Source organism: Aquimarina algicola, from assembly GCF_006443095.1.
Taxonomy (GTDB): Bacteria; Bacteroidota; Bacteroidia; order Flavobacteriales; family Flavobacteriaceae; genus Aquimarina; species Aquimarina algicola.
In genome coordinates, this window is sequence record NZ_VFWZ01000002.1 from 1,127,172 (window position 1) to 1,152,725 (window position 25,554).

The 25,554-nt window shown below is 34.3% G+C and carries 26 protein-coding genes; 17 read left to right on the plus strand and 9 right to left on the minus strand.

Annotated elements, in window-relative coordinates; all coding sequences use genetic code 11:
* The first annotated feature begins 5 nt into the window (after window positions 1–5).
* The 7 genes from accB to FHK87_RS09070 all read left to right on the plus strand — a co-directional run bounded on the left by accB (window position 6) and on the right by FHK87_RS09070 (window position 6,665).
* On the plus strand, window positions 6–503 hold the full coding sequence (gene accB, locus FHK87_RS09040) for an acetyl-CoA carboxylase biotin carboxyl carrier protein (protein ID WP_140592352.1): 498 nt from the start codon (window positions 6–8) through the stop codon (window positions 501–503).
* Window positions 504–580: 77 nt separating this feature from the next.
* A complete protein-coding gene (gene accC, locus FHK87_RS09045; protein WP_140592353.1) occupies window positions 581–1,933 on the plus strand; it encodes an acetyl-CoA carboxylase biotin carboxylase subunit in 1,353 nt (450 codons plus the stop codon).
* A 137-nt stretch (window positions 1,934–2,070) separates the two neighbouring features.
* Window positions 2,071–3,183, plus strand: a complete 1,113-nt coding sequence (locus FHK87_RS09050; protein WP_140592354.1) for an NAD(P)/FAD-dependent oxidoreductase — start codon at window positions 2,071–2,073, stop codon at window positions 3,181–3,183.
* A gap of 17 nt (window positions 3,184–3,200) precedes the next feature.
* Window positions 3,201–3,878, plus strand: a complete 678-nt coding sequence (mtgA, locus tag FHK87_RS09055; protein WP_140592355.1) for a monofunctional biosynthetic peptidoglycan transglycosylase — start codon at window positions 3,201–3,203, stop codon at window positions 3,876–3,878.
* 3 nt (window positions 3,879–3,881) lie between these two features.
* Complete coding sequence (locus tag FHK87_RS09060) at window positions 3,882–4,343, plus strand: GreA/GreB family elongation factor (protein ID WP_140592356.1); 462 nt, start codon at window positions 3,882–3,884, stop codon at window positions 4,341–4,343.
* 109 nt (window positions 4,344–4,452) lie between these two features.
* Window positions 4,453–5,565, plus strand: coding sequence for a hypothetical protein (locus tag FHK87_RS09065; RefSeq protein WP_140592357.1), 1,113 nt, complete (start codon window positions 4,453–4,455; stop codon window positions 5,563–5,565).
* 158 nt (window positions 5,566–5,723) lie between these two features.
* Window positions 5,724–6,665 carry an alpha/beta fold hydrolase gene (locus FHK87_RS09070; RefSeq protein WP_140592358.1) on the plus strand — a complete coding sequence of 314 codons (942 nt, stop codon included), beginning with the start codon at window positions 5,724–5,726 and terminating at the stop codon, window positions 6,663–6,665.
* A 14-nt stretch (window positions 6,666–6,679) separates the two neighbouring features.
* Here the strand turns inward: FHK87_RS09070 and FHK87_RS09075 are convergent, their stop codons facing one another.
* A complete protein-coding gene (locus FHK87_RS09075; RefSeq protein WP_140592359.1) occupies window positions 6,680–7,039 on the minus strand; it encodes a hypothetical protein in 360 nt (119 codons plus the stop codon).
* A gap of 61 nt (window positions 7,040–7,100) precedes the next feature.
* Window positions 7,101–8,786: a single-stranded-DNA-specific exonuclease RecJ gene (gene recJ / locus FHK87_RS09080; RefSeq protein WP_140592360.1), complete on the minus strand. Its 1,686-nt coding sequence runs from the start codon at window positions 8,784–8,786 to the stop codon at window positions 7,101–7,103.
* 125 nt (window positions 8,787–8,911) lie between these two features.
* On the opposite strand from recJ, the gene FHK87_RS09085 reads away from it, so the two are divergent.
* Window positions 8,912–9,502 carry a carboxymuconolactone decarboxylase family protein gene (locus FHK87_RS09085; RefSeq protein ID WP_140592361.1) on the plus strand — a complete coding sequence of 197 codons (591 nt, stop codon included), beginning with the start codon at window positions 8,912–8,914 and terminating at the stop codon, window positions 9,500–9,502.
* A gap of 83 nt (window positions 9,503–9,585) precedes the next feature.
* Here the strand turns inward: FHK87_RS09085 and FHK87_RS09090 are convergent, their stop codons facing one another.
* From FHK87_RS09090 to FHK87_RS09115, 6 genes are all read right to left on the minus strand, one after another.
* Window positions 9,586–10,281 carry a M50 family metallopeptidase gene (locus FHK87_RS09090; protein ID WP_140592362.1) on the minus strand — a complete coding sequence of 232 codons (696 nt, stop codon included), beginning with the start codon at window positions 10,279–10,281 and terminating at the stop codon, window positions 9,586–9,588.
* Window positions 10,282–10,348: 67 nt separating this feature from the next.
* Window positions 10,349–10,690: a HopJ type III effector protein gene (locus FHK87_RS09095; RefSeq protein ID WP_140592363.1), complete on the minus strand. Its 342-nt coding sequence runs from the start codon at window positions 10,688–10,690 to the stop codon at window positions 10,349–10,351.
* A 29-nt stretch (window positions 10,691–10,719) separates the two neighbouring features.
* Complete coding sequence (locus tag FHK87_RS09100) at window positions 10,720–11,292, minus strand: uracil-DNA glycosylase family protein (RefSeq protein ID WP_140592737.1); 573 nt, start codon at window positions 11,290–11,292, stop codon at window positions 10,720–10,722.
* On the minus strand, window positions 11,292–11,966 hold the full coding sequence (gene rsmI, locus FHK87_RS09105; RefSeq protein ID WP_140592364.1) for a 16S rRNA (cytidine(1402)-2'-O)-methyltransferase: 675 nt from the start codon (window positions 11,964–11,966) through the stop codon (window positions 11,292–11,294). Before rsmI ends, FHK87_RS09100 begins: the two co-directional genes overlap by 1 nt.
* Window positions 11,966–12,310 (minus strand): DoxX family protein, encoded by a 345-nt coding sequence (locus FHK87_RS09110; RefSeq protein ID WP_140592365.1) that lies wholly within the window; start codon window positions 12,308–12,310, stop codon window positions 11,966–11,968. Before FHK87_RS09110 ends, rsmI begins: the two co-directional genes overlap by 1 nt.
* Before the next feature lie 18 nt (window positions 12,311–12,328).
* Window positions 12,329–13,093 carry a hypothetical protein gene (locus FHK87_RS09115; protein ID WP_140592366.1) on the minus strand — a complete coding sequence of 255 codons (765 nt, stop codon included), beginning with the start codon at window positions 13,091–13,093 and terminating at the stop codon, window positions 12,329–12,331.
* A 105-nt stretch (window positions 13,094–13,198) separates the two neighbouring features.
* Between FHK87_RS09115 and FHK87_RS09120 the strand changes: the two genes are divergently transcribed.
* The 9 genes from FHK87_RS09120 to FHK87_RS09160 all read left to right on the plus strand — a co-directional run bounded on the left by FHK87_RS09120 (window position 13,199) and on the right by FHK87_RS09160 (window position 24,649).
* Window positions 13,199–13,846 carry a thymidine kinase gene (locus tag FHK87_RS09120; RefSeq protein ID WP_140592367.1) on the plus strand — a complete coding sequence of 216 codons (648 nt, stop codon included), beginning with the start codon at window positions 13,199–13,201 and terminating at the stop codon, window positions 13,844–13,846.
* Complete coding sequence (gene alr / locus FHK87_RS09125) at window positions 13,839–14,951, plus strand: alanine racemase (protein ID WP_140592368.1); 1,113 nt, start codon at window positions 13,839–13,841, stop codon at window positions 14,949–14,951. Before FHK87_RS09120 ends, alr begins: the two co-directional genes overlap by 8 nt.
* A gap of 103 nt (window positions 14,952–15,054) precedes the next feature.
* Window positions 15,055–15,468 (plus strand): large-conductance mechanosensitive channel protein MscL, encoded by a 414-nt coding sequence (gene mscL / locus FHK87_RS09130; RefSeq protein WP_140592369.1) that lies wholly within the window; start codon window positions 15,055–15,057, stop codon window positions 15,466–15,468.
* A gap of 239 nt (window positions 15,469–15,707) precedes the next feature.
* Window positions 15,708–16,700, plus strand: a complete 993-nt coding sequence (locus FHK87_RS09135) for an aspartate-semialdehyde dehydrogenase (protein WP_140592370.1) — start codon at window positions 15,708–15,710, stop codon at window positions 16,698–16,700.
* Between the two features lie 548 nt (window positions 16,701–17,248).
* Complete coding sequence (locus tag FHK87_RS09140) at window positions 17,249–19,303, plus strand: phosphatidylserine decarboxylase family protein (RefSeq protein WP_140592371.1); 2,055 nt, start codon at window positions 17,249–17,251, stop codon at window positions 19,301–19,303.
* 441 nt (window positions 19,304–19,744) lie between these two features.
* On the plus strand, window positions 19,745–21,913 hold the full coding sequence (locus FHK87_RS09145; RefSeq protein WP_140592372.1) for a prolyl oligopeptidase family serine peptidase: 2,169 nt from the start codon (window positions 19,745–19,747) through the stop codon (window positions 21,911–21,913).
* 85 nt (window positions 21,914–21,998) lie between these two features.
* Window positions 21,999–22,958 (plus strand): ABC transporter ATP-binding protein, encoded by a 960-nt coding sequence (locus FHK87_RS09150; RefSeq protein WP_140592373.1) that lies wholly within the window; start codon window positions 21,999–22,001, stop codon window positions 22,956–22,958.
* A 104-nt stretch (window positions 22,959–23,062) separates the two neighbouring features.
* A complete protein-coding gene (locus FHK87_RS09155; RefSeq protein ID WP_140592374.1) occupies window positions 23,063–23,263 on the plus strand; it encodes a hypothetical protein in 201 nt (66 codons plus the stop codon).
* 267 nt (window positions 23,264–23,530) lie between these two features.
* A complete protein-coding gene (locus tag FHK87_RS09160; protein WP_140592375.1) occupies window positions 23,531–24,649 on the plus strand; it encodes a T9SS type A sorting domain-containing protein in 1,119 nt (372 codons plus the stop codon).
* A 51-nt stretch (window positions 24,650–24,700) separates the two neighbouring features.
* Here the strand turns inward: FHK87_RS09160 and FHK87_RS09165 are convergent, their stop codons facing one another.
* Window positions 24,701–25,456 carry a UDP-2,3-diacylglucosamine diphosphatase gene (locus FHK87_RS09165; RefSeq protein WP_140592376.1) on the minus strand — a complete coding sequence of 252 codons (756 nt, stop codon included), beginning with the start codon at window positions 25,454–25,456 and terminating at the stop codon, window positions 24,701–24,703.
* Between the last annotated feature and the right edge of the window lie 98 nt (window positions 25,457–25,554).

Genomic DNA, 25,554 nt, shown 5'->3' on the forward strand with positions numbered 1-25,554 from the left:
ACATTATGGATTTAAAAGAAATTCAGAATTTAATTAAATTCGTAGCCAAATCCGGCGCCAGCGAAGTAAAGTTAGAGATGGATGATGTTAAAATCACCATAAAAACTGCATCAGACGAAAACAAAGAAACAACTATTGTACAGCAAATACCTGTCGGAAATGCAGTAACACCGCAAGCCGTAGCTCCTGTACAAACAACTCCCCCTCCTGCAGCACCAACTCCAGATAAACCTGCAGAGAGTTCAAACGAAGACAATTCAAAATATATAACAATAAAGTCTCCTATTATAGGAACATTATACAGAAAACCATCTCCAGATAAACCAACTTTTGTAGAAGTTGGAGATACAATAAAAGAAGGAGACGTACTTTGTATTATAGAAGCTATGAAACTCTTTAACGAGATAGAGAGTGAAGTTTCTGGTAAAGTAGTCAAAGTTTTGGTAGACGATGCTTCACCGGTAGAATTTGATCAGCCACTTTTCTTAATAGACCCATCTTAATTAACCCAGAATTCAAAATAAAACTTCGCATTAATTATGCGCAACGCTATTTTGAATATTGTAATTGATAAGAAGTTATGTTCAAAAAAATTCTAATTGCAAATAGAGGTGAGATCGCTATGCGTGTGATCAGAACCTGTAAAGAAATGGGTATAAAAACAGTTGCTGTTTACTCTACTGCTGATGCAGACAGTCTTCATGTTCGCTTTGCAGACGAAGCGGTTTGCATAGGACCAGCACCAAGTACCGATTCATATCTAAAAATGGCAAATATTATCGCTGCCGCAGAAATTACAAATGCAGATGCCATACATCCAGGATATGGGTTTTTATCTGAAAATGCTAAATTTTCTAAAATCTGTGAAGAACACGAAATAAAATTTATCGGTGCCAGCGCAGATATGATAGAAAAAATGGGAGATAAAGCTACTGCAAAAGCAACGATGAAAGCAGCAGGAGTACCCACAATACCAGGTAGTGAAGGAATTCTTGATTCTTATGAAGAAACCGAAACACTTGCAGATGAAATGGGATACCCGGTAATGCTTAAAGCAACCGCCGGAGGCGGTGGAAAAGGAATGCGTGCCGTATGGAAAAAAGAAGATCTTAAAAAAGCTTGGGATAGTGCCAGACAAGAAGCAGGAGCTGCTTTTGGAAACGATGGTATGTATATGGAAAAGCTTATTGAAGAACCTCGTCATATAGAAATCCAAGTAGTTGGAGATAGCAATGGGCGTGCTTGTCACTTATCAGAAAGAGATTGCTCTGTACAAAGAAGGCATCAAAAACTTACTGAAGAGACCCCTTCTCCTTTTATGACTGACGAATTGAGAGAAAAAATGGGAGCTGCAGCTGTCAAAGCAGCAGAGTTTATCAAATATGAAGGAGCAGGAACAGTAGAATTTTTGGTAGACAAACACCGAAACTTCTATTTTATGGAGATGAACACCCGTATTCAGGTAGAACATCCTATCACTGAGCAAGTAGTTGACTATGATCTTATAAGAGAACAAATATTAGTAGCTGCAGGGGTGCCTATTTCCGGCAAAAATTATTACCCACAGTTACACTCTATAGAATGTAGGATTAATGCCGAAGATCCTTTTAAAGATTTTAGACCATCACCTGGAAAAATAACAACCTTGCATATTCCGGGAGGGCATGGTGTACGTGTTGATACCCATGTATATAGTGGTTATAGCATACCGCCAAACTACGATTCGATGATAGCAAAGCTAATTACTACTGCTCAAACTCGTGAAGAGGCAATCAATAAAATGAAAAGAGCTTTAGATGAATTTATCATAGAAGGTATTAGTACTACGGTACCCTTCCATAGACAGCTTATGGATCATCCGGATTATATTGCCGGTAACTATACCACAAAATTCATGGAAGATTTTGAAATGCAAGAGCTTTCTAAAGAATAATAGAGAACTTCGGGGAAATCTTATGAGGCATTTGCAGGAAACTGACTTTTGATTTCGAAGCAAGCCCCGAACCATTTAAATCTCGATTATCGAGTAAACAATATACGGTAAGCCTCTTATTAAAGAGGCTTTTTTTTATGAATCTAAGCTATTGGGAATATAAAACATGGTTATCTAATGTAGACTTTACTATTGTAGGTAGTGGTATTGTAGGGCTAAGCTGTGCTATAAAACTTCGAGAACGTTTCACCTCTGCAAAAATACTTATCTTAGAGAGAGGAATTTTACCCAATGGAGCCAGTACCAAAAATGCAGGTTTTGCTTGTTTTGGAAGCATTTCTGAAATTCTAGAAGACCTTAAAACACATAACGAACAAGAGATTATTCAACTTGTACAAAAAAGATATAATGGCTTACAATTGCTGAGAAAAAACTTTTCTGATAGTAATATTGGATATCAACAATATGGAGGATATGAATTATTTGGACTGCAAGATCAAGAATTGTATAACGAAGTACTTTCTAAAAAAGAGTACATAAATCATTTATTATTCCCGATTTTTGGGAAAGATGTTTTCGTTACCTGTCAAAACATATTTAATTTCAAAAATATAAACCCTACATACATCATAAATCAGTTTGAAGGGCAAATTGACACTGGCAAAATGATGAAGACATTATTAAAAAAAGTGTCTGATCTTGATATCAAAATCTTAAATGGTTGTACAGTTGAAAATATTGAGGATCTAAATAACACTATAGAAATAAAAACAAATCATTTTACGTTCTTTACAAACAAACTATTGATTGCCACAAATGGTTTTGCCCAACAAATGGGTATCAATGCCATAAAACCGGCAAGAGCTCAAGTATTGATCACAAAACCGATCAATAATTTACATATTAAAGGAACATTTCATTTAGACAGAGGTTATTATTACTTTAGAAATATAGATAATAGAATTCTTTTCGGGGGAGGGCGACATTTGGATTTCAAAGCAGAAGAAACCACGAGAATGGAACAAACATCTATTATACAACGACAACTAGAAAAAATTCTACACAATACAATTTTACCAGATATAGATGTTAATATTGATTATAGATGGAGTGGAATTATGGGAGTAGGAGCTCAAAAAACACCTATTGTAAAACAAATCTCAAATAATGTGTTTTGTGGTGTTCGATTAGGAGGTATGGGAGTTGCAATAGGAAGTATTGTTGGCACAGAATTAGCAGAGTTATTGTAGCATTTAAACCTAAAACAGTGAAGAAAATCCTTCGATTTATCATAAAAAGCCTTATCCTCTTTATCGTTATCAGTATTATTTGGGTAACAACATACAAGTGGATTAATGTGCCTATAACGCCACTAATGGTAATTCGCAAGACACAGAATAAGCATATCATACAACATCAATGGGTTGATTTATCAAAAATATCCAAAACACTACAATTAGCAGTAATTTGTAGTGAAGACCAAAGATTTATATACCATAATGGCTTTGATAAAAAAGCCATTCAAAAAGCAATGAACGATTATAAATCAGGAAAAAAACTTCGTGGAGCCAGTACTATTTCTCAGCAAACAGCCAAAAATGTGTTTTTATGGCCGCAAAGAAGTTGGCTGCGCAAAGGATTAGAAATGTATTTTACTTTTTTAATTGAAACATTATGGAGCAAAGAGCGAATATTAGAAGTCTATCTGAACAGTATAGAAATGGGTAATGGTATCTATGGAGCAGAAGCCGCTGCGATTTTTTGGTTCAATACCTCAGCATCAAACCTCAAAAAAGAACAAGCTACAGCAATTGCCGCGATTTTGCCGAATCCTTTACATTTTTTAGCGAATCCTCCTTCTCCCTATATCCAAAAAAGAAAAAGATGGATAGCGAATCAAATGCGCAACTACGGACCACTAGTATTCGATCAAAATAAGAATTAAAAGATGCACAACATTTCAGATACTAAACATATCCTATTAAAATATTGCAAAGAATATGTTGATCAAAGACAACAAAAAATCATAGATACAATTGCAGATCTTCAACAATCATTGACCACAGAAACAAAAAGTACTGCCGGGGATAAACACGAAACTGGTCGTGCTATGCTTCAATTAGAACGAGAAAAAGCCGGAGTTCAACTCGCAGAAATACAAAAACTACAAGAAATCGTAAATAAAATCGATATTACCATTTCTTCAGGCAATATTCGATTAGGTAGTTTGGTCGTTACATCAGAGGGCACTTATTTTATCAGCCTACCTATAGGCATATATACGCTCAATCAAGAATCTTTTTTCATTATTGCCGTAAATTCTCCTATTGGAAGGGTATTACTCGGAAAAAAAATTGGCGACACGATACGCTTTAGAGATAAAAATATCTTCATCAAAGCAGTATATTAAAATGTGTTAAAAAATATTCTATATTTGCAAGTGTTTTCTTAAAAAATACACAGGAACAATATTTTATTTAAAATTTTTAACAGTAATAAAATTTAAAAAACGCTTCAAAATGAAAAAAGTAAACCTACTTTTTGCTACAATCTTTGTAGCTATTATTACACTATCCTCATGTAGTAGTGATGACAATACAGTAAACGAGGGGGAAAACGGAAATGAAGAAACAGGAGGAGGAAATCCTGGTGAAGAAGATATCGAAGATAGAGAAATTCCGGTATCAGAGCTTGCAGACGGCATCACCATTCAAGGAGGTGAAAAGAAAAGTGGATCTGCTCCGGCACCTACAGGTGATGTAGATTTTAAATTAGGATTCTCAGAGCAAAACGCCTTTTTAACAAATGGGTTTGATATAGATTTTACTTCTACAGATCCAAATATAAAAGGAGCATACCTGCAAGTAACAGATGTAGATGGAAACAAAATTGATGGATATTTTGATATTACAGATCTTAAGGCCAATCAAAATGGTGGAAAAGCCTTCAATCAAAAAAAGAAGGTATCTGCACAAGCAAAAATGGAAGGGGAAGACCCAACATCATATAACATTAATGTGAATTTTGATGCTTCGTTACAACCCGGAAAATTCTGTTATGAGATATGCATATACGACGAAAACAACAACATTAGTCAAATACAAGAAGTTTGTGTGAATGTTGAAGCATGGGGAGGTAATGCTGACCTAGCAGGAGAGTGGGTATTCGATAGCGAAATGTCTGATGAAGTTGAGAGCGACGAAGCAATTTTTGAATGTGAGAATGGACAGTCACTTACCGCACCTTACGAAGAGAAAGAAAAAGATATTTGGACTTTTGTCCTAACTGAAGATGGTGTTTATTACGAAACTTATGAAGAAAAGGGTAAAAGACTTGACACAAATGCTTCTCTTGAGAATTGTGAAGCAGTATACAATACTCCTTATGAAGAAAATGAAAAATTCTCTGGTAACTGGTCTTATGATGAAGACGCCAAAACACTAACAGCCGTAGATTTTGCATACGAAGATTTCCTTAACTCAGCAAACAACGAGACATATCCTGAAGGAGAAGTATATTTTTATAATGTAAAAGTAGAAATCGTTGATGGAAAACTTAAAATTACTGAAACCGATGGTGTGGATGATAATGGTAATCCTGAGCTATTAGAATACTACTTCAAAAAGAAATAATTTCATCATTTCTCGAAAATTTTATATGTAGAGGCTAAACAATTGTTTAGCCTCTATTTTTTTGAGTAATCTTCTTAAAAATATATTCTTAAAATTAATATTTTGGTTTACAAAAATGATTTTAAGTAAATTGCCCTCTCATAAATCGTCAACTACTCATGAAAAAGTCTATTGCATTTGTTCTAATAGGAATATTGCTTTTCTCTTGTAAACCATATCAAAATACCAAAATAAGAAAGGATCAAATTACGTACGAAGATTTTAGAATAGATCAGCGTACCTTCCCTACAGATGATGGGATCATAAAATACATCGACAAAGGTAACGGCCCTGCTATTGTACTTTTACATGGTGTGCCTACCTCTGGATGGTTATACAGAAAAATGATAGATCCTTTAGTAAAAAGTGGTTTTAGAGTTATTGTACCTGATATGCTTGGGTATGGTTCTAGTGATTCTCCCGAAGGTTTTGAAATTTACACCGCAGAGAATCATGCAAAACGCCTCTTACAATTAATGGAAGGTTTGGGTATAGACACCTGGTCACATGCTATGCATGATGCTGGAGGGTTATGGACATGGGAGTTGATGAAACTAGCACCCAATAAAATAGAAAAACTCATCGTATTGAATACTATTATTTATGAGGATGGCTTTTATCCTCCTGTACGTATGAAACCCGGTAAACTTGCAAAAACAGCCATGTGGGCATATAGAAACGGAGTAACCACTAATACTTTGCTTAAAAATTTATTTAAACAAGGATTAAAAGAAAATACACTGAATACGATAGATGTTGAAGGATATAAAACTCCATTATTAGAAGGTAAAACAGATGCTATGTATTATTTCTTTAGTCAAACCTGTAATGAATTACCGGATTATACAGATATTTTTGAAAATATCGATATCCCAGTAACTGTAATTTGGGGGATTCATGATACGATGTTACAATGGCCACCACAACAAAGAAGAGCCTCAAACGCATTAAAAGTGAAAGAAGAAGATATTCATTTTATAGACGAAAAACACTTCTTACAAGAAACCAAAGCAAAAGAAATTGTATATAAAATAACAGCTTTTCTAAAGAAAAAAGTTTAAACCACTTTTATAAATCAATTCAGAGACAGGTTACGAATCCAGTCTTTTAGTTCAACTCTAAAAATAGTTTCGTCAATTAATTGATGAATCTGGTTCAATTCCTTTTGATTTACTGCCAAATCTACTTTGTCTGATGGAGTTCTAAGCAATAAAGAGCGACAATTTTTGGAGCTATGACATGTACAATGTTTTCTGCATTGAGATTGTATTGTGATGTTACAACATTCTGAAAAGAATTTCAATTCGGTAAGTGTAAGAAGAAAACCTGTATCTCTAAAAATGATTTGAATTTTTGGAACTGACATATTCATGTTTTTCTTCCAAAAAAAAGACATCCCAACTTCATTACTGTAAATCTTATCAATAGCACTCATCTTGAATTGTATTTAATTCAAAAATAAGAAATTATTTATATTGAATCTAAATAAAAATAGCTTAATTAATATCTTTCAGACTTAATTGAAGGGAAACTTCTCCATTCCATTCATTTTCTTCTATGGTATAAGCGGCTTTAAAATATTGTTTATTCAAAATCAAAGGATATTTTTTACCTAGATTGAACCCTATTGCGCCTATATTCACTTGATTTTTTATAACCGTACACTTCAGATGTTTTTCATCGGCTCCGACACATTTTCCATATCCCATATCCATTAAGCCTTCAGTCATAAAAACCGGTTTCATATTCCCTGGGCCAAATGGGGCAAACTGCTTCAAAATCCTATAAAACTTGGGAGTAATCTGCTCCAATTCAATAGGAGTATCTATAGCGATCTTAGGAATAAGCATTTTTTGATCTATTGTCAATGAAACTACTTTTTCAAACTTTTGTTTAAATAATTCATAGTTTTCTTCTTGTAGCGTTAGTCCTGCGGCATATTTATGTCCTCCAAACTGGTCTATATATTCTGTACATGCCTCTAATGCATTATATACATCAAAACCTTTTACCGAACGAGCAGAAGCAGCTAACTTTTCTCCGCTTTTTGTAAAAACAAGTGTTGGTCTGTAATATGTTTCTGTAAGCCTGGATGCAACAATACCTATTACTCCTTTATGCCAATTTTCATTATATACAACAGTAGTATTACGATCTTCTTCATTATTATCAAGAATCTGAGTCAATGCATCTTTAGTAATACTTTGATCTGTGTCTTTTCTGTTGCTATTATATGCTTCGATCTCTGCCGCATAACTCAATGCTTTCTCATGATTTTCTTCTACTAATAGTTGCACTGCATGTAAACCATGTTTCATCCTACCTGCTGCATTAATTCTAGGAGCAACGACAAATACCAAATCTGTTATCGTAAGTGCTTTTTTCTTGATTTGAGACAACATAGCAGTAAATCCGGCACGAGGATGTGCATTGATAACCTGCAAACCAAAATACGCCAACACTCGATTTTCTCCTGTAATAGGAACGATATCAGCTCCAATAGCTGTAGCAACAAGGTCTAAATATGGTAATAAATCTTGTATTGTTTCTCCTCTTTGTTCTGCCAGAGCTTGTATTAACTTAAATCCAACACCACAACCACATAATTCTTTAAACGGGTAATCACAATCTGTCCGTTTAGGATCTAAAACAGCTATTGCTTCAGGAATCTTATCACCCGGTCTATGGTGATCACAAATAATAAAATCTATACCCTTAGATTTGGCATATGCTATTTTATCAACAGCTTTAATTCCACAGTCTAAAGCTATAATTAAAGTAATATCATTATCATGGGCATAATCTATGCCTTGATACGATACCCCATACCCTTCTGTATAACGATCAGGTATATAAGTGGCAATTTGTGGAGTTATGGTTTGTAAATATGAGGACATCAATGCTACAGAGGTAGTACCATCTACATCATAATCCCCGTAAACCATTATATTTTCTTGTGCTGTAATTGCTTTTTCGATTCGTGATACTGCTTTATCCATATCTTTCATCAAAAAAGGATCATGTAAATCAGTTAGAGACGGTCTGAAAAATTTTTTTGCTTCTTCAAAAGTGGTAATCCCTCTTTGCACTAATAACGTAGATAGAATTTCGTCTATATTAAGTTCTTTTGCTAATTTTTTTACAATTGATATATCGGGTTTTGATTGTAATGTCCACCTCATTCGCATAATAAATTCTATAATAAAAAAGCAAAGTACAAAAAACATTACGACCCCTATAAATATGAGATTAGTTTTTGTATTTTGCTCCGACAAATGATACAAAATCAATTAAAATAAAAATATTTATGCCATTAGTTACACCACTTCCTGCAGATCACGATCCTGAAACAAGAGAGCTTGCAGATTTTTTTAATGAAACATTAGGTTTTTGTCCTAATTCGGTATTAACCATGCAAAGAAGGCCTGCTATTTCAAAAGCATTTATAAACCTCAACAAAGCTGTAATGGCAAACGAAGGCAGGGTTACCTCTGCTTTAAAACGTATGATCGCATGGGTAAGCAGTAATGCGACGGGTTGTCGTTATTGTCAGGCGCATGCTATTCGTGCCGCAGAGCGATATGGCGCAGAACAAGAACAACTAGATAATATATGGGAATATAAAACGCATCCTGCTTTTAGTGATGCAGAAAGAGCTGCTCTAGACTTTTCACTAGCTGCTTCTGCCGTTCCAAATGCAGTAAATGATGAGATTAAAGAAGAGCTTTATAAATACTGGGATGAAGGAGAAATTGTTGAGATGCTTGGTGTTATTTCTCTTTTTGGATATCTCAATCGTTGGAACGATTCTATGGGAACTATTGTAGAAGAAGGCGCTATTGAGTCTGGCGAAAAATATCTTGGGAAACACGGATGGGAAAAAGGAAAACATCAATAATCCCAAATTTTCTAAAAAAGTATAAAAAAGTCTGCTATTAATAAAACAGCAGACTTTTTATATGATTATATAATCAACCTTACCTATCTTTTCAAGTAATATCGATAACTCTTATATAATAGATAGATCGTAAAAACAAGAATGAGTATTGCCCACATCCAATACGTTCCGGGGAGATGTGCTGCTATCATTTGTGTATCAGAATATTGAATTTGCCCATCTCTTTCAAATTGTTTTGTAAACAAATATCCTGTTTGCAAATAGGTACTTAGTACACATTGAGTTCCCAAAAATAGTAATGTAAATGATTTTAGCTTTTGCATTTTTAGAATAGCAATAAAAAATAAAATGATTACAAAGAGACTTAATACGATTAGTGCAATTAGGGATTTTATCCAAATACATAACGAGATTACCATAATCATGATAAGGATCCATAATGTTATCTTGGTACTATTGTTATGCTTTGATGATGTAATGAGAATTGCTCCAGCAATAGCAGGCCCCAACAATCCACCCGCAGCAGTAAGACTTCTGGCAAAAGGATATGGCAAATAACTTGATGAAACATCAGAAACAGCAACTCCTCCTCCATTTTCATAAATCTCCAGATATAAAAACTTACCTCCTACCAGCAATGCCGTCAATCCATGTCCCATTTCATGAAACCAAGTTCCTAAGAGCATCAAAGGATATTGAATAATACCAAAATAAGGCAATTGCCACAATAGAAAAACAAGTATGCTGATTCCTACAACAGCAAAAAATGAGTTTCTCATTACTATTTTTTAAGATGTTACTTTTTTATAGCTAAACAGGCTTACTGCCTCAAAAAATATAATTCAATTATTTCTCAACAAGTGCATTACCCTGAAAAACGATGGCATCCCAACCTGTATTCATAAAATTACGAATGTTTTGGTGATCAATACCATTTGGATGATCTAATACACTTTGATAATATTCTCCAAAACACAATAATGTTTCTTCTTTTGTTAATTTTTGAGCTTTGGCAAAAGAAAATAACTTACATGATCCTGAGTTTTCGCCAGCATTATTTTTTTGAGTACCATTTGTAAAAGCCGTGGGACTAAATATATAGTTAGCATCTATTATGCTTATAACTTCTTGAAACGATATTGTATCAGGATGTTGATGTAGTTTTTCTAAAAATGTATTGATTGTCATTATCAAAATTTTAAAATTGTATTCTATTTTTAATCCAGTACCGATTTTACGACTGTTCGTAGTACAGGAATAACCTGTGCTTCGTACCATGGGTTTTTGGCAAGCCAAAAGCGATTTCTAGGCGAGGGATGTGGTATAGGAAAATATTTAGGCAAAAACTCTTCGTAAGCATTCACAGTATCTGTAAGGTTCTTTTTTGCTTTTTCTTTGAGATAGTACTTTTGGGCGTATTGACCAATTAAAATCATTAATTCTATTTTGGGCATTTGTTCAAACAATTGATCATGCCACAAAGGAGCACATTCTGGCCTAGGAGGTAGATCACCGCTTTTTCCTTTTCCGGGATAGCAAAACCCCATCGGTACTATTGCAATTTTAGTAGTATCATAAAATGTGTTATCAGAAATATCAAGCCATTTTCTAAGTTGTTTTCCGCTTGCATCATCCCAAGGAATTCCAGAAGCATGAACCTTGGTTCCGGGTGCTTGACCAATAATTACAATTTTAGCTTTTGGATGCCCCGTGACTACAGGTCTTGGCCCCAGAGGCAAATGAGACTTACAAACCTCGCATGCTTCAATATTTGATAATAATGTATCGATCATTTTTTATTTCCTTCTACGATAACAACAATTTCTCCTTTGGGAGATTTTGCTTCAAAATGTTCTAAGACGTCCTGTACAGAACCTCGAATCGTCTCTTCATGTAATTTACTTAATTCTCTTGAAACCGAAACCTGACGATCTTTACCAAAATATTCAGAAAAATTATTCAGTGTTTTGACAAGTTTATGCGGAGATTCGTAAAAAATCATAGTTCTAGTTTCTTCTGCCAGAAACTTTAGTCGTGTTTGTCGCCCTTTTTTTACTGGCAAAAACCCTTCAAAAACAAATTTATCATTCGGTAACCCACTATTTACCAAAGCTGGAACAAAAGCTGTTGCTCCCGGTAAACATTCTATTTCGATATGATGAAGAATACATGCTCTAGACAATAAAAACCCCGGATCGCTAATTGCGGGAGTTCCTGCATCACTTATTAATGCTATAACTTCTCCACTTTGCAGCTTTTGAATGATTCTATTTACAGTTTTATGCTCATTATGCATATGATGACTTTGCATAGGAGTAGAAATCTCGAAATGCTTTAATAATTTACCACTTGTTCTGGTATCTTCTGCTAAGATAAGATCTACCTCTTTGAGCACTCTAATCGCTCTAAAAGTCATATCTTCTAGATTACCAATGGGCGTAGGAACTATAAATAACTTTGACATTAAGGTCGTACTTTTTTCCCAACTGTATAAGAAACAGCCAGAAGGATAATTGCATAAACTGATAAACCAACAGGATGACCTGCATAATAATGTGCCAAGCTTGCTAATACCAAATCAAAAAAGAAACCTGCATATGCCCATTCTTTCATCCATTTTACTTTGTTGGTGAGAATTGCAATAACCCCTAACATTTTGGCTATTGCCAATGGAACTACAATATAAGTTGGGTAATTAAAACTTTCGAAAAAGCCTTTTATCATTTCTGTTTTGAAGACATACATCTGAGCAGAATACAACATAATACAGCATAATGCTACTGTTGAAATCCAATATACAATTTTCATAAAAAAAGGATTCAGAATTTAATATTCATATTTACTGAGTACAATATTCATAAACCGTTCTGCATATTCATCTTTTCCTTCCCAATGATTATAATCCGGTTTAATCATTGTATTGATAAAAGTCTCTGCTTCGGTTTTACTATCTATTGTTCCTAGTTGTGATAAAACACGATTATAGTCAGAAGGGTTGCCATCAAAAAGATTTTTGATAAATGCTAATCGATCATTAAGCCCAATATGTATTTCTTTTTTTAACTGATCATTTAGTGATCTGGGCTTATCATCAGCTTCTGGATTTACAGCAGCTTTAGGATGTTGTATACTTTTTGAAACAGGTTGTTCTTCTTTGGATACAGAAGCAGGTACAAATAAATCTTCTGTCACTCTAGCATTTACTTCTTCTATAATAATTTCGGGTTTCTGTTCGATTGTAGTTGTTTCTACCTCTTTTTTACTTTCTTTTTCTTCTAGAGGTATTGATACTGGCGTAACAGGAGCAATCTCTTTTGGTACAATTGGAACAACAGGCTTTGGTTCGGCAACAGGTTGTTCTTTTTGCCCTATTTCTTTTACGTCTTCTACTTCATTTGTCTCTAGCGCAGATTTTATCTGCCCTATAGTAGGTTGTGGACCGGCAAAATGAGCTTCAGAAAAAGTTAGAATAGTAAGTTTTTCATACAACTGTCTTGCCTCTTCTTGTAATTGAGGTAAAGTAGACTTATCATTCAGTCTTAATATTCTATGGGCAATACTTATAAGTTCTGCTTCAAGTTTCTTCTTCATAACTTTCTTATTCGTTTATAATACTGCTTGTTGTTTTTTAATAAATTTACCTCATCTTTTAAAGTAAGAAAAAGGGATTTTTTAATTGATTCTGAAAAGTACAAAATGTTTCTCGAAAATACAGTAAATCATAAAGAGCAATTTGGATGGATAGAAGTAATATGCGGTTCTATGTTTTCGGGTAAGACTGAAGAATTGATCCGTAGATTAAAACGAGCTCAATTTGCTAAACAAAAAGTTGAAATTTTTAAACCTGCAATAGATGTGAGATATGATGATGAAATGGTCGTCTCTCACGATTCAAATGAGATTCGTTCTACTCCTGTTCCTGCTGCTGCCAATATTAGAATATTAGCAGATACATGTGATGTTATAGGTATAGATGAAGCTCAGTTTTTTGATGATGAGATTGTGGCTGTTTGCAATGATTTGGCCAACAAAGGGATTCGCGTTATTGTTGCCGGTTTAGATATGGATTTCAAAGGTAACCCTTTTGGACCGATGCCGGCACTTATGGCTACTGCAGAATATGTAACCAAAGTTCATGCAGTTTGCACACGTACAGGAAACCTTGCTCAATACAGCTATCGCAAATCCAGAAAAGATGATTTGGTATTATTGGGTGAAACCGATGAGTATGAACCTCTAAGTCGTGCTGCTTATTATAAGGCTATGCTCAAAGAAAAAGTAAAAGATATCAAGGTAAAAGATCCTAAAGAAATATCAAAAAAAGAAAATAAAGCTAATGAGTAGTGTACAGGAAACAGTCCTTGAAATTAATCTAAATCATCTTACCCATAATTTTGAATATCTAAAAAGTAAAGTTGACCCCAAAGTTAAAATGCTTGCTGTAGTAAAAGCATCCGGATACGGAAGTGATGCTGTAATTATTGCCAAACATCTCGAAAAGCTAAAGGTCGATTATCTTGCTGTTGCTTACGCAGCAGAAGGCATCACACTTCGCAAAGCAGGAATAAAAACCCCTGTTTTAGTGCTACATCCGCAGCCGGTAAATTTTTCTAAAATAATAGAATATCATTTAACCCCTAGCATATATAGTATAAGAACACTTCATGAATTTATCTCATCAGTAACGTTAGCAAAACAACAACAATATCCTGTTCATTTAAAAATGAACTCTGGTTTAAACCGCATTGGTTTCGGAAAAAATAATCTTGAAACATTAATAAAAACAATAAAAGCAACTCCGGCGATCAAGGTAGAAGCTTTGTTATCTCATCTGGCTGCGAGCGAAGATAATTTGGAGAAAGAATTTACTTTCGACCAAATTAAAGTATTCAAAGAATTGGCAAACCAAATCATCAATTCAATTGGCTACACCCCTATTTTGCACCAATCTAATACATCAGGAATTCTTAATTATCCAGAGGCTCATTTTGATATGGTACGTAGTGGGATAGGGTTATATGGATATGGTAATGATGCAAAATTTGACCAACATTTGAAACCAATTGCTAGCTTAAAATCTGTAATATCACAAATTCACGAATTGCAAAAGGGTGAATCTGTAGGATATAATAGAGCCTTTATAGCCAAAGAATTTACAAGAAAAGCAACCATACCCATTGGTCATGCCGATGGTATTAGCAGACAATACGGTAACAAAAATGGTTTTGTGATCATAAATAATAAAAAAGCTTATATCGTAGGTAATGTTTGTATGGATATGATTATGGTAGATATAACTACCATTGATTGTCAAGAAGGAGACGAAGTTATTTTTTTTGATCCAAAACACAGTGCTGCACAAGTTGCAGAATACTCAGGTACAATTTCTTATGAGCTACTTACTGCTATTTCTCCAAGGGTAAAACGTTTGGTAATCGAGGATAATTGATTTTCATCGAAAAAGTTAAAATTTTACGAGATCAAAACACAATACATATAGTAGTTTTTTTGTTAAATTAGTAAACGACTAATCACCTAAAAACGTATTTAATATGGGATTTCTAAAAGATTTTAAGTCCTTTCTCTTGAAAGGCGACATTGTAAATTTGGCTACTGCAGTAATTGTAGGTGGAGCTTTCGGAAAAATTGTAACTTCATTTACCAATGATGTATTAATGCCTCCTATTGGCTTACTTTTGGGAGACGTAAATTTTACTGAATTAAAGTTCTTACTCACAGAAGCATCTGTAAATGAAGCAGGAGAAGCAATACCACCGGTAAGTATAAATTATGGATCATTTGTCCAGACAGTAATTGATTTTATTATCATAGGATTCTGTATTTTTATGGTATTAAAAGCATATGAAAAATCTCAGAAAAAAGAAGAACCCGCACCAGCAGCACCAGCAGGTCCTACACAAGAAGAATTACTTGCAGAGATTAGAGATTTGCTTAAGAATAAATAATCTCTAATACACAAGAGCATTTATCTATAGCTACCGCTATACTACATATTCTAACTAAACCGCTTGAAAAATTCAAGCGGTTCTTTTTTACTATTTGTTATATATATAACAAATAGTACGAATTTCTATATTTTTACCATAAATGCTTGTTACCTTAGAAATAATCCTCAATTTTGTCAAAAGATAAGTATATCAATATTTTGTAATTATAAAATTGATCTAAAGAAATATAATTTTTTATGAAAGTAGCTGTTGTTGGCGCTACCGGATTGGTAGGCACTGTAATGTTAAAAGTATTAGAAGAGCGTAATTTTCCGATAACGGAATTAATTCCTGTAGCATCAGAGAGGTCTATAGGTAAAAAAATAACATTCAAAAACACTGATTATTCGATAGTTGGACTTGCTGATGCCATTGCATCACAACCTGATGTAGCCTTATTTTCTGCCGGAGGAAGCACATCACTAGAATGGGCGCCAAAATTTGCAGAAGCAGGAATAACAGTTATCGACAACTCTTCTGCCTGGCGAATGGATCCTGACAAAAAACTTGTAGTTCCCGAAATCAATGCAAAATCACTAACAGTAGACGATAAAATTATAGCCAATCCAAATTGTTCTACAATACAATTGGTTATGGCATTAAGCCCTCTTCATGATCAATATAAAATCAATCGTGTTGTTGTCTCTACATATCAGTCTATAACGGGTACTGGTGTAAAAGCAGTTCAACAGTTAGAAAATGAATATAGTGGTACAAAAGGAGAAATGGCATACCCCTATCCTATCCACAAAAATGCAATCCCACATTGCGATGTGTTTCAAGAAAATGGCTATACCAAAGAAGAAATGAAACTCGTTAACGAAACACAAAAAATCCTTGATGATAGAACTATCGCAGTAACCGCTACCGCTATTAGAATACCAGTAGTAGGAGGACATAGCGAAAGTGTAAATTTAGAATTCGAAAATGAGTTTAATGAAAGTGAAATTAGAAAACTCCTAAGTGAGACTGGTGGAGTAACCGTACAAGATAATCCCGACACCAATACATATCCAATGCCAATATATGCCGAAGGAAAAAATGACGTTTTTGTTGGTAGAATCCGTAGAGACCACTCTAGAGAAAATGCTTTGAATATGTGGATTGTATCAGATAATTTGCGTAAAGGAGCTGCGACCAATGCCGTACAAATTGCAGAATATCTTGTAGAAGAAAAGCTTATCGGTTAATAACCATAAATAAAATATATAGTATTAAAATGCTGGATAATTTTATATTTATTCAGCATTTTTTATGGCAGAATGCCATTCCACCTTATACTATAATCCAGAGTAATTAAAACTCGAATATAGAAATCCGAAGGCAGAAGAAAGCCGTGGATAGTTTGTGAATAGTGAATGTCAAGAAAACCTCTCATAAGCTTATTTCTCTAGGGGAAGCAGTCTCTTCCCTCACAATAAAGCGCACTCATAAACTCCCCCTCTCTTTTACAATCTTTAAATTAGTATTGAGTAAGTCAACATTAAGAAAATACCTCATATACTCCTTCCTCATAACAAAGCGGTCTCAAAATCTCTTCTGAATATGGAAATCCGTAAAAATCATGACGAATTATTATTGATCTTTGAAAGACAATATGATATAAAACCAACATTATCGACAACTCAGTACAAATAACTATATACACAAACATCTTTAATTGAATAAAGGTACTTAGTAATAGTTGTTTTATGAGTGATAGAATTTATACAAACACAAAAAATAAAACAACCTAAACATGAATGTACAGAAAAAACATCAGTTTAATGTAGGAAAATGGCTTCCTAAAGATTACGAACTTATCCAAAATCACATCAAGGGAATCAAATCTTATGTAGCAGCAAACCCATTGAAGTTAACCCCAAATATACTTGCGTTGGACTTGTATGTAAAAAGCCATCCTGAGATAAGTAAATGGTCCAATGATATGTTTACAGAGGTACCGCCTAAATACCAAAATACTGAATATGGTAATGAACTAAAAAGTTGGGATGAGTTCATTCCTTTATTGAATGGAATCATGACCATGACTATGACATTCAATACTTCTGGATGTGTAGGGTTTCCTATCAATGCACTATTGGATTGGGCTATGGGAACATCTTCTGGGCATAAATTCTTTTTAGATAATGGTGTAAATGAACACTTTAACAAAGTGCTTAACGATTGGAGTTCCTTTTTGATGAGTCCTGCTTCAGTATATGCTGTTACAAACAGTAATGAACAGGTAACAAATTACCCCGGACACTTTACGGATCCTCAATATTATTGGCTAAGTGATAATGCTATGGTTGCCTTGGCAAATGCTTTGAATAATGGAACAAACTATGATAACGATCCGGCAGCAGCAAGAGAAACGTTCATCGAGACATTTAAATGCCCAGACATTTCAGACATACACTATGGGTTTACATGTTGGGATGATTTCTTTACACGTGAATTCAATTCAGGAATGCGTCCAATTGCTACGGGAACAAATGATATTGCCAATGCTTGTGAATCGGGACCTTATAGAGTAGCTTATAACGTAAAGCGTTCAGACGATTTTTGGTTAAAAGGACAACCATATTCATTAATCAATATCTTTAATGAATCAGATGGCAACACACCTTTAACCGACAAATATGAAGGTGGAACAATTTATCAAGCTTTTTTAAGTGCAGAGAGCTATCATAGGTGGCATAGCCCTGTAGATGGTATTGTAAAAACAGTGTACGACACAGCGAGTCAAAAACCATTTAACAGTACGTATTATTCAGAATTATTGCCAGAAAACCCATTAAATTTAGATCCTTCCGGACCCAATGAGTCACAAGGATATATTTCGAATGTAGCCACGAGAGGAATAATTGAAATCACATCGAACAACCCAGCAATTGGGGATATGTGTGTAATCCCAATTGGTATGGCCGAATGTGCTACTTGTGATATCACAGTAAAGCCTGAACAACCTGTTAGCAAAGGAGATCAAATTGGGATGTTTCACTTTGGAGGATCTACACATCTCTTGGTTTTTCAGAAGGATATTAATTTCCTATTCGACTACAATGGGGAACGTCCGGGATTGAGTGCGAGTAATATCCCAGTCAACTCAAAAATAGCTACTGTTGTTAAAAAAACTCTAGAATACCCTACTACTTTTGGACAGAGTGGTGTACGCATTGGAGAAATAGATACTACTAACAACAATGCGGGAGCGATATTGGCGGTTGTGCCCTCTAGTGATTCTGCATACCCAATTAATGTAGGAAACAGCAAAGGGCAATATCTCTGGGGAGTAGATGCAAAAGGACAAATAAATACAAAAAAAGGTACCATACAACCAATAGATAATCAAGCTTCAAGTAACTTGCACATTAATTTTCCAGAATCAGGAAGTAGCGGATATATTATTGGTGAAAATCCGAATGATAATATATGTGCAGCTCTAAAGATTGTGGTTCCCTCTCCTGATTGTCAGAATTGGCCATTAGTGGTGTCAGACGCATCAGGAAATACACTCTGGGCAATTGATTGCCAAGGAAATCAAAACACTAATACTCCAATCCCTTCGGAAACGTCGGATTTGATGAACATGCCATACCCTTCTACTCAAGGAGGGTCAAATGCCTTAGTAATCGGTAATGTGACTAGAACTCTAGGATGCTACGGTGGTATCTCGATTATTGTACCAGAATCTGCGAATGATAGTGATATTTATGCCATTGCAGTGGTCGATGCTAGCGGAAGTCTTCTATGGGGAGTAGATAAGGCAGGTAACGAAGAAGTAGCTAAATCCCTAATTGAACAATAGAAAATGTATGTAGAAGGATAGTAAAACTGCATAAAGTGTATCAAAACGCACTTTATACTAACCGTCAGCCTGTCTCAAAACCTTACTTTTTAATTTTAGTATTCAAACATATATCCTTAAAAGGTACTAAATACAAAGTTATCAAAGAAGTAAAATGAGTTTTGAAACAGGCTGACGTTGTGCTTAATTATTGCCTTGTTTTTCGCTCATTTTTGAATGTATTTCAAATACTTTTTCTGGTCATAAGCCAAAACCAATAAGTATATTTAGTTGCTTATTTTATTCCCAAAGTATTAAAATGTCTGAAAATAACTGTCTGAAAAAAAGGTAACAAACTCAAAAAGTTCGCTCAAAGAGTTATCAAACAACTTTTTATGCTTTATTTAGCATTTATAGTTCCATCTTTTGATAGATTTGTGAATCACTTTAACTAAATACATCATGAAAAGAACGTTCTTCGCATTATCTGTTATTGCATTAGCAATAGCATGTAAAAATGAACCCAAAGAAGAAACCACCAAAAATTCTATCGCATTGAACTATCCAGAAACTAAAAAAGTAGATACTGTAGATACTTATTTTGATACTCCTGTAAAAGATCCTTACCGCTGGTTAGAAGATGATCGAAGTACAGAAACAGAGCAATGGGTAAAAACGCAAAACAAAACTACTTTTGGTTATTTTGACAATATTCCTTTTAGAGAAGACCTAAAGAAAAGACTCTCTGACCTATGGAACTATGAAAAAGTAAGCGCTCCATTCAAAGAAGGAGAGTATACTTATTTTTACAAAAACAATGGTTTACAAAATCAATATGTAATATATCGCTTCAAAAATGAAGGAGATGAACCTGAAGTTTTTTTAGATCCAAATACTTTTAGTGAAGACGGAACTACTTCTCTTGGAGGTGTTAGTTTTTCTAAAAATGGAAAGCTTGTTGCCTATTCAATTTCTGAAGGCGGAAGCGATTGGCGAAAAATCATTATTAAAAATGCAGAGACCAAAGAAATTGTAGAAGATACTCTGATAGATATTAAGTTCTCTGGTATCTCCTGGAAGAGTAATGATGGGTTCTATTATTCTAGCTACGACAAACCTAAAGGAAGTGAACTTTCTGCAAAAACTGATCAGCACAAAGTATATTACCACAAGTTAGGAACATCACAAAAAGATGATGCTCTTATTTTTGGAGGTACTCCCGAAGAAAAACATCGTTATGTGGGCGCATCTGTAACAGAAGATGATAAATATCTAATTATTTCTGCCAGTATCTCTACATCTGGTAATAAACTCTTTATCAAAGACCTTACTAAACCCAATAGTAAGTTAATTACTATTTTGGATCATACAAAAAGTGATACTTATGTTATCGAAAATGTTGGTTCTAAGCTATACTTGGTAACCAATCTTGATGCTCCGAATCAAAAGATAGTAACTGTAGATGCTGCAAATCCAACTCCTGAAAACTGGAAAGATTTTATTCCTGAAACAGAAAATGTACTTAGTCCAAGTATTGGTGGAGGTCATTTTTTTACTGAATATATGGTTGATGCAGTTTCCAAAGTACTTCAATATGATTATGATGGAAAACTTGTTAGAGAAATCAAACTCCCGGGTGTAGGAAACGTCAACGGCTTTAACGCTAAAAAAGAAGAAACAGAACTATACTACACATTCACAAATTATAAAACTCCTTCAAGTATCTACAAATATAACATAACAGAAGGGACTTCAGAATTATACCGAGGGCCAAAAATCGACTTTAATCCTGAAAACTATGAGAGCAAGCAGGTATTTTATACCTCTAAAGATGGAACCAAAGTACCTATGATCATCACTCATAAAAAAGGACTAGAACTTAATGGAAAAAACCCAACAATATTATACGGATACGGTGGGTTTAATATTAGTCTAACACCTTCGTTTAGTATTGCAAATGCTGTTTGGATGGAACAAGGAGGAATTTATGCTGTTCCTAATTTAAGAGGAGGAGGAGAATATGGAAAAAAATGGCATACTGCAGGAACTAAAATGCAAAAACAAAATGTTTTTGATGATTTTATCGCCGCAGCAGAATATTTAATCGAAAACAAATATACTTCTAGTGATTATCTTGCAATTAGAGGAGGATCAAACGGAGGGCTTCTTGTTGGAGCAACAATGACACAAAGACCGGATTTAATGAAAGTGGCCTTGCCAGCAGTTGGTGTACTAGACATGTTACGTTATCATACATTTACTGCTGGAGCAGGATGGGCTTATGATTATGGTACTGCAGAAGATAGTAAAGAAATGTTTGAGTATCTTAAAGGGTACTCACCCATACACAATGTAAAAGAAGGAGTACAATATCCTGCTACTTTGATCACTACAGGAGATCATGATGATCGAGTTGTACCTGCACATTCTTTTAAATTTGCTGCAGAACTTCAAGAAAAGCAATCGGGTTCTAATCCTACATTAATAAGAATTGAAACCAATGCCGGGCATGGAGCAGGAACTCCCGTAAGCAAAACTATAGAGCAATATGCTGATATATTTGGTTTTACACTTTTTAATATGGGATACGAAGTATTACCAGAAAAAGTAAATACCGAAATAAAAGGGTAAAAATCCTTTTTTAAAAGTTTTATTAAAAAATCCGCTTTCTCTAGAGAAAGCGGATTTTTTATGTCAAAGTTCAATATATTTGAATATGCTTAAAGTCCAGAACATTTCTTTTGCTTACGATACAAAACCTGTATTACAAAACATCAGTTTTACGATTACACCCGGTCAACATATTGCACTCATCGGTGCTAGTGGTTGCGGAAAAAGTACTTTGCTGAAAGTAATTTATGGACTCTTACATGTAGAAGAAGGAAGTTTATTCTGGAATGGTAAACAATTAATGGGCCCTAATTACAATTTGGTTCCCGGCGAAGAGAACATGAAATATCTCTCTCAAGGGTTTGAACTACAACCATATCGTTCTGTAGAAGAAAATATAGGACAATATCTTTCTAGTTTTGAACCAGAATTAAAATCAGGGCGTGTTAATGAACTTCTAGAGATTGTAGAAATGGTTGATTTTGCAAAAACAAAAGTAGAAAACCTAAGCGGAGGGCAAAAACAAAGAGTTGCTTTGGCAAAAGCTCTAGCCAAAAGACCCGAACTACTATTATTAGACGAACCCTTTGGCAATATTGATAATTTTAGGCGTAGTTCATTGAGAAGAAATCTATTTAGATATCTAAACCGTAATAAAATAACCAGCATTACCGCTACTCATGACAAAACCGATATCCTTTCGTTTACAGATGAGACTATTGTGATAAAACATGGTAAAATTATTGCTCAAAAAAATACAATATCGTTATACCAAAACCCTACAGATTATTATACAGCATCCCTTTTTGGCGAAGTCAATCAAATACCTAAATCTTATCTGACAGGTATTGAAAATGACAAGGACACTATATTACTATACCCTCATGAAATAAAAGCGAGTACAAAATCTCATCTCAAAGCAAGAGTCAAAAACTCTTATTTCAAAGGCAGTCATTATTTGATCGAAGCCGTGTTTAATAATACCGTACTGTTTTTTGAACATCATACAGCAATGAAAGCCCCGGAAACAATCGGAATTCAATTCTCAAAAAGCATTGCTAAGTAATTAAATTTCATTACCTTAACACTTACATATTATTGTAACCAACTTAGACACAAAACCTGAGTGTCTCTAATGTTCAGGACATACACAAATTAAAAATTCGTATGATGTTAAAAAGCATTTTAAAAATTAACGGTGTTCAAGAGTTAAACAGAAAAGAGCAACAATCTGTTTCAGGAGGTAACAGAAATCCTGTTTTCTTTGGTTGTGAAAGCATCCCAGGTGCAACCTGTGCAACAGGTAGAATTTGTTGTCAAGACGTTTGTGTGAGACCAGATAATATTATCTGCGATCCAGACTTCTTCTAGTTTTAAATAAAATTAAAAGCATAATTCTACTAGCTCTATTTTAATGAGTTAGTAGAATTATATTTTTTTAATCATAACATATTGAATAATAGACTCATAAGTGTAGAACCACTTGTTTAATCAAAATAATAGATTAATTTTCTAAAACCTAAAAGTATACTTTTTGTATGCTATATTATTTCATTGTACCCTTAATGTAACCCTTCTCCCAAATACAAAATCGCATTTATGATAATAACTTTGTTGCACTAACTTAAATATATTATTATGAAATGCAAATCATGTTTATCTCTCTTTTTGATTCTACTATTTTATGTCAACACTATCTTCTCACAATGGAACCCCAAGCATCCTAGCTGGACAGATAGTTATGCTGCCAATGGTTTTTGCTGGTGCGATACTACTTTTGACCACAATCTCGACGATATTAATGTAGCTTCTGTAACCATTAATGGAGTAAAGAGAAATCTTCGGGATGTTTGTGATGAATTAAAAAAGCATCCAAAATACAGAGCTTATAAAAATGGAGATGCTCCATATAATGATATTCAATGTGGAAACGGCCCGGCAAACGACGCTCCGGATGAGGCAGGATGTCCCGGTCGCACAGACTTGGGGTCTCAAGGATGCAATCAAAAAGGCCCCAAATTTGATATGAATTGGTTATCATCCAGGCCAAGGTTTGGGGGAGGCAATACTAATGTAAATGGAACTGTAACTATAAAAGGCCAAAGTATTAATAAATACGTAAGTTCTGAAGGAGGCTTTGGACCAATGCGCGCAAATTATACTCAGGCAGGAAATACAGAACAATTTACTGTAGCACCTGCAGGAAATGGCACAATAAGCTTAAAAGGAAATAATGGAAAGTATGTAAGCTCTGAAAACGGAAAAAAAGCAATGACCTGTAATCGTAATGCTGTGGGGGCTTGGGAAAAATTTAGATTAGAATCCTTAGGAGGGGATCTCTATGCGATAAAAGGGAATAATAATAAATACGTAAGTCATGAAAATGGAAAAAATACAGGAATTACATGTAACCGAAATGCTATCGGTTCATGGGAAAAGTTTATTATAACAGGGCTTAATAACAAATCTAATTTGCAAGCGGTAGACAACAAGCAAAACGTTACTATTTTCCCTAATCCGGCAGTGACCAATGATCTTAATGTACAAATCGATATCCTTGAAGATACTCATGGTACTGTAGAAATTACAACTCCTGATGGGAAAAGTATAAAACAAAAAGATTTGGGTATATTAAAAAAAGGATCTACTTCTATCCTACTAAATGACTTAAAAAACTCAGTTGCTACAAAAGGGTTATATTTTGTGAATATCAAATTAGGTAAAAAAACTATTGTAAAACAGGTTATGATAGAATAATATATCATTACCAAAATGATAAAAGAGATTGTCTAAAAAGCAATCTCTTTTTTATTTAAATGTTTCAAGTTTTAGCTCATTACCATCAAAAACTGCATACGTATAATGCACGATCCAATCTCCTAAATTAATATATTGAGATTTTTCATTTAGGGTAATTTCCATAGGTAAATGCCTATGACCAAATACAAAATAATCTCTATGTTTGTGTTCTAATTTTCGTTTACAATATTGTACTAACCATTCATTATCTTCACCTAAAAAAGTTACATCTTCATCTCCCGAGATTAATTTATTTTTTACAGAAAGATATTGTGCCAATCGTACTCCCAAGTCAGGATGTAACCATTTAAAAAGCCATTTTGCCAGTGGATTGGTAAATACTTTTTTCATACGTTTATAGCCTTTATCTCCTGGGCCTAAGCCATCTCCATGGCCAATAAAGAAAGTAGTTGTCCCAAATGTAAATTCTTGGGGAGTATGGTAAACTGGTATATTTAGTTCTTGTTCAAAATACCCATTCATCCACAGATCATGATTGCCTACAAAATAATATACTGGTATTCCTGAATCCGTAATTTCTGCAAGTTTTCCCAGAGTTCTGGTAAAACCTTTGGGAACAACTGTCTTATATTCAAACCAAAAATCAAAAAGGTCTCCAAGCAAAAAGATGGCTGCTGCATCTTCTTTTACCTCATCTAACCATCGTACAAATTTCTTTTCTCTCGGAAAGCTTTTTTCTATTGTTGGAGCGCCAAGATGATTATCACTGGCAAAGTATACCTTTTTCCCTTTAGGAAGATTCATGCTATAATTTTATAAAGGATAAAGATACAGAAAAGCACTGTAAGACCTCATTCCTTTCTATCTATTTTGACGCTACTTTATTTCTATTGTTAGCTTAC

What these genes read in the sequence shown, in the direction of transcription:
- accB (WP_140592352.1), top strand. Translation starts at nt 6, where the DNA reads ATGGATTTAAAAGAAATTCAGAATTTAATTAAATTCGTAGCCAAATCC.
- accC (WP_140592353.1), top strand. Translation starts at nt 581, where the DNA reads ATGTTCAAAAAAATTCTAATTGCAAATAGAGGTGAGATCGCTATGCGT.
- FHK87_RS09050 (WP_140592354.1), top strand. Translation starts at nt 2,071, where the DNA reads ATGAATCTAAGCTATTGGGAATATAAAACATGGTTATCTAATGTAGAC.
- FHK87_RS09060 (WP_140592356.1), top strand. Translation starts at nt 3,882, where the DNA reads ATGCACAACATTTCAGATACTAAACATATCCTATTAAAATATTGCAAA.
- FHK87_RS09065 (WP_140592357.1), top strand. Translation starts at nt 4,453, where the DNA reads ATGAAAAAAGTAAACCTACTTTTTGCTACAATCTTTGTAGCTATTATT.
- FHK87_RS09070 (WP_140592358.1), top strand. Translation starts at nt 5,724, where the DNA reads ATGAAAAAGTCTATTGCATTTGTTCTAATAGGAATATTGCTTTTCTCT.
- FHK87_RS09075 (WP_140592359.1), bottom strand. Translation starts at nt 7,039, where the DNA reads ATGAGTGCTATTGATAAGATTTACAGTAATGAAGTTGGGATGTCTTTT.
- recJ (WP_140592360.1), bottom strand. Translation starts at nt 8,786, where the DNA reads ATGAGGTGGACATTACAATCAAAACCCGATATATCAATTGTAAAAAAA.
- FHK87_RS09085 (WP_140592361.1), top strand. Translation starts at nt 8,912, where the DNA reads ATGCCATTAGTTACACCACTTCCTGCAGATCACGATCCTGAAACAAGA.
- FHK87_RS09090 (WP_140592362.1), bottom strand. Translation starts at nt 10,281, where the DNA reads ATGAGAAACTCATTTTTTGCTGTTGTAGGAATCAGCATACTTGTTTTT.
- FHK87_RS09095 (WP_140592363.1), bottom strand. Translation starts at nt 10,690, where the DNA reads ATGACAATCAATACATTTTTAGAAAAACTACATCAACATCCTGATACA.
- rsmI (WP_140592364.1), bottom strand. Translation starts at nt 11,966, where the DNA reads ATGTCAAAGTTATTTATAGTTCCTACGCCCATTGGTAATCTAGAAGAT.
- FHK87_RS09110 (WP_140592365.1), bottom strand. Translation starts at nt 12,310, where the DNA reads ATGAAAATTGTATATTGGATTTCAACAGTAGCATTATGCTGTATTATG.
- FHK87_RS09115 (WP_140592366.1), bottom strand. Translation starts at nt 13,093, where the DNA reads ATGAAGAAGAAACTTGAAGCAGAACTTATAAGTATTGCCCATAGAATA.
- FHK87_RS09120 (WP_140592367.1), top strand. Translation starts at nt 13,199, where the DNA reads ATGTTTCTCGAAAATACAGTAAATCATAAAGAGCAATTTGGATGGATA.
- alr (WP_140592368.1), top strand. Translation starts at nt 13,839, where the DNA reads ATGAGTAGTGTACAGGAAACAGTCCTTGAAATTAATCTAAATCATCTT.
- mscL (WP_140592369.1), top strand. Translation starts at nt 15,055, where the DNA reads ATGGGATTTCTAAAAGATTTTAAGTCCTTTCTCTTGAAAGGCGACATT.
- FHK87_RS09135 (WP_140592370.1), top strand. Translation starts at nt 15,708, where the DNA reads ATGAAAGTAGCTGTTGTTGGCGCTACCGGATTGGTAGGCACTGTAATG.
- FHK87_RS09140 (WP_140592371.1), top strand. Translation starts at nt 17,249, where the DNA reads ATGAATGTACAGAAAAAACATCAGTTTAATGTAGGAAAATGGCTTCCT.
- FHK87_RS09145 (WP_140592372.1), top strand. Translation starts at nt 19,745, where the DNA reads ATGAAAAGAACGTTCTTCGCATTATCTGTTATTGCATTAGCAATAGCA.
- FHK87_RS09150 (WP_140592373.1), top strand. Translation starts at nt 21,999, where the DNA reads ATGCTTAAAGTCCAGAACATTTCTTTTGCTTACGATACAAAACCTGTA.
- FHK87_RS09155 (WP_140592374.1), top strand. Translation starts at nt 23,063, where the DNA reads ATGTTAAAAAGCATTTTAAAAATTAACGGTGTTCAAGAGTTAAACAGA.
- FHK87_RS09160 (WP_140592375.1), top strand. Translation starts at nt 23,531, where the DNA reads ATGAAATGCAAATCATGTTTATCTCTCTTTTTGATTCTACTATTTTAT.
- FHK87_RS09165 (WP_140592376.1), bottom strand. Translation starts at nt 25,456, where the DNA reads ATGAATCTTCCTAAAGGGAAAAAGGTATACTTTGCCAGTGATAATCAT.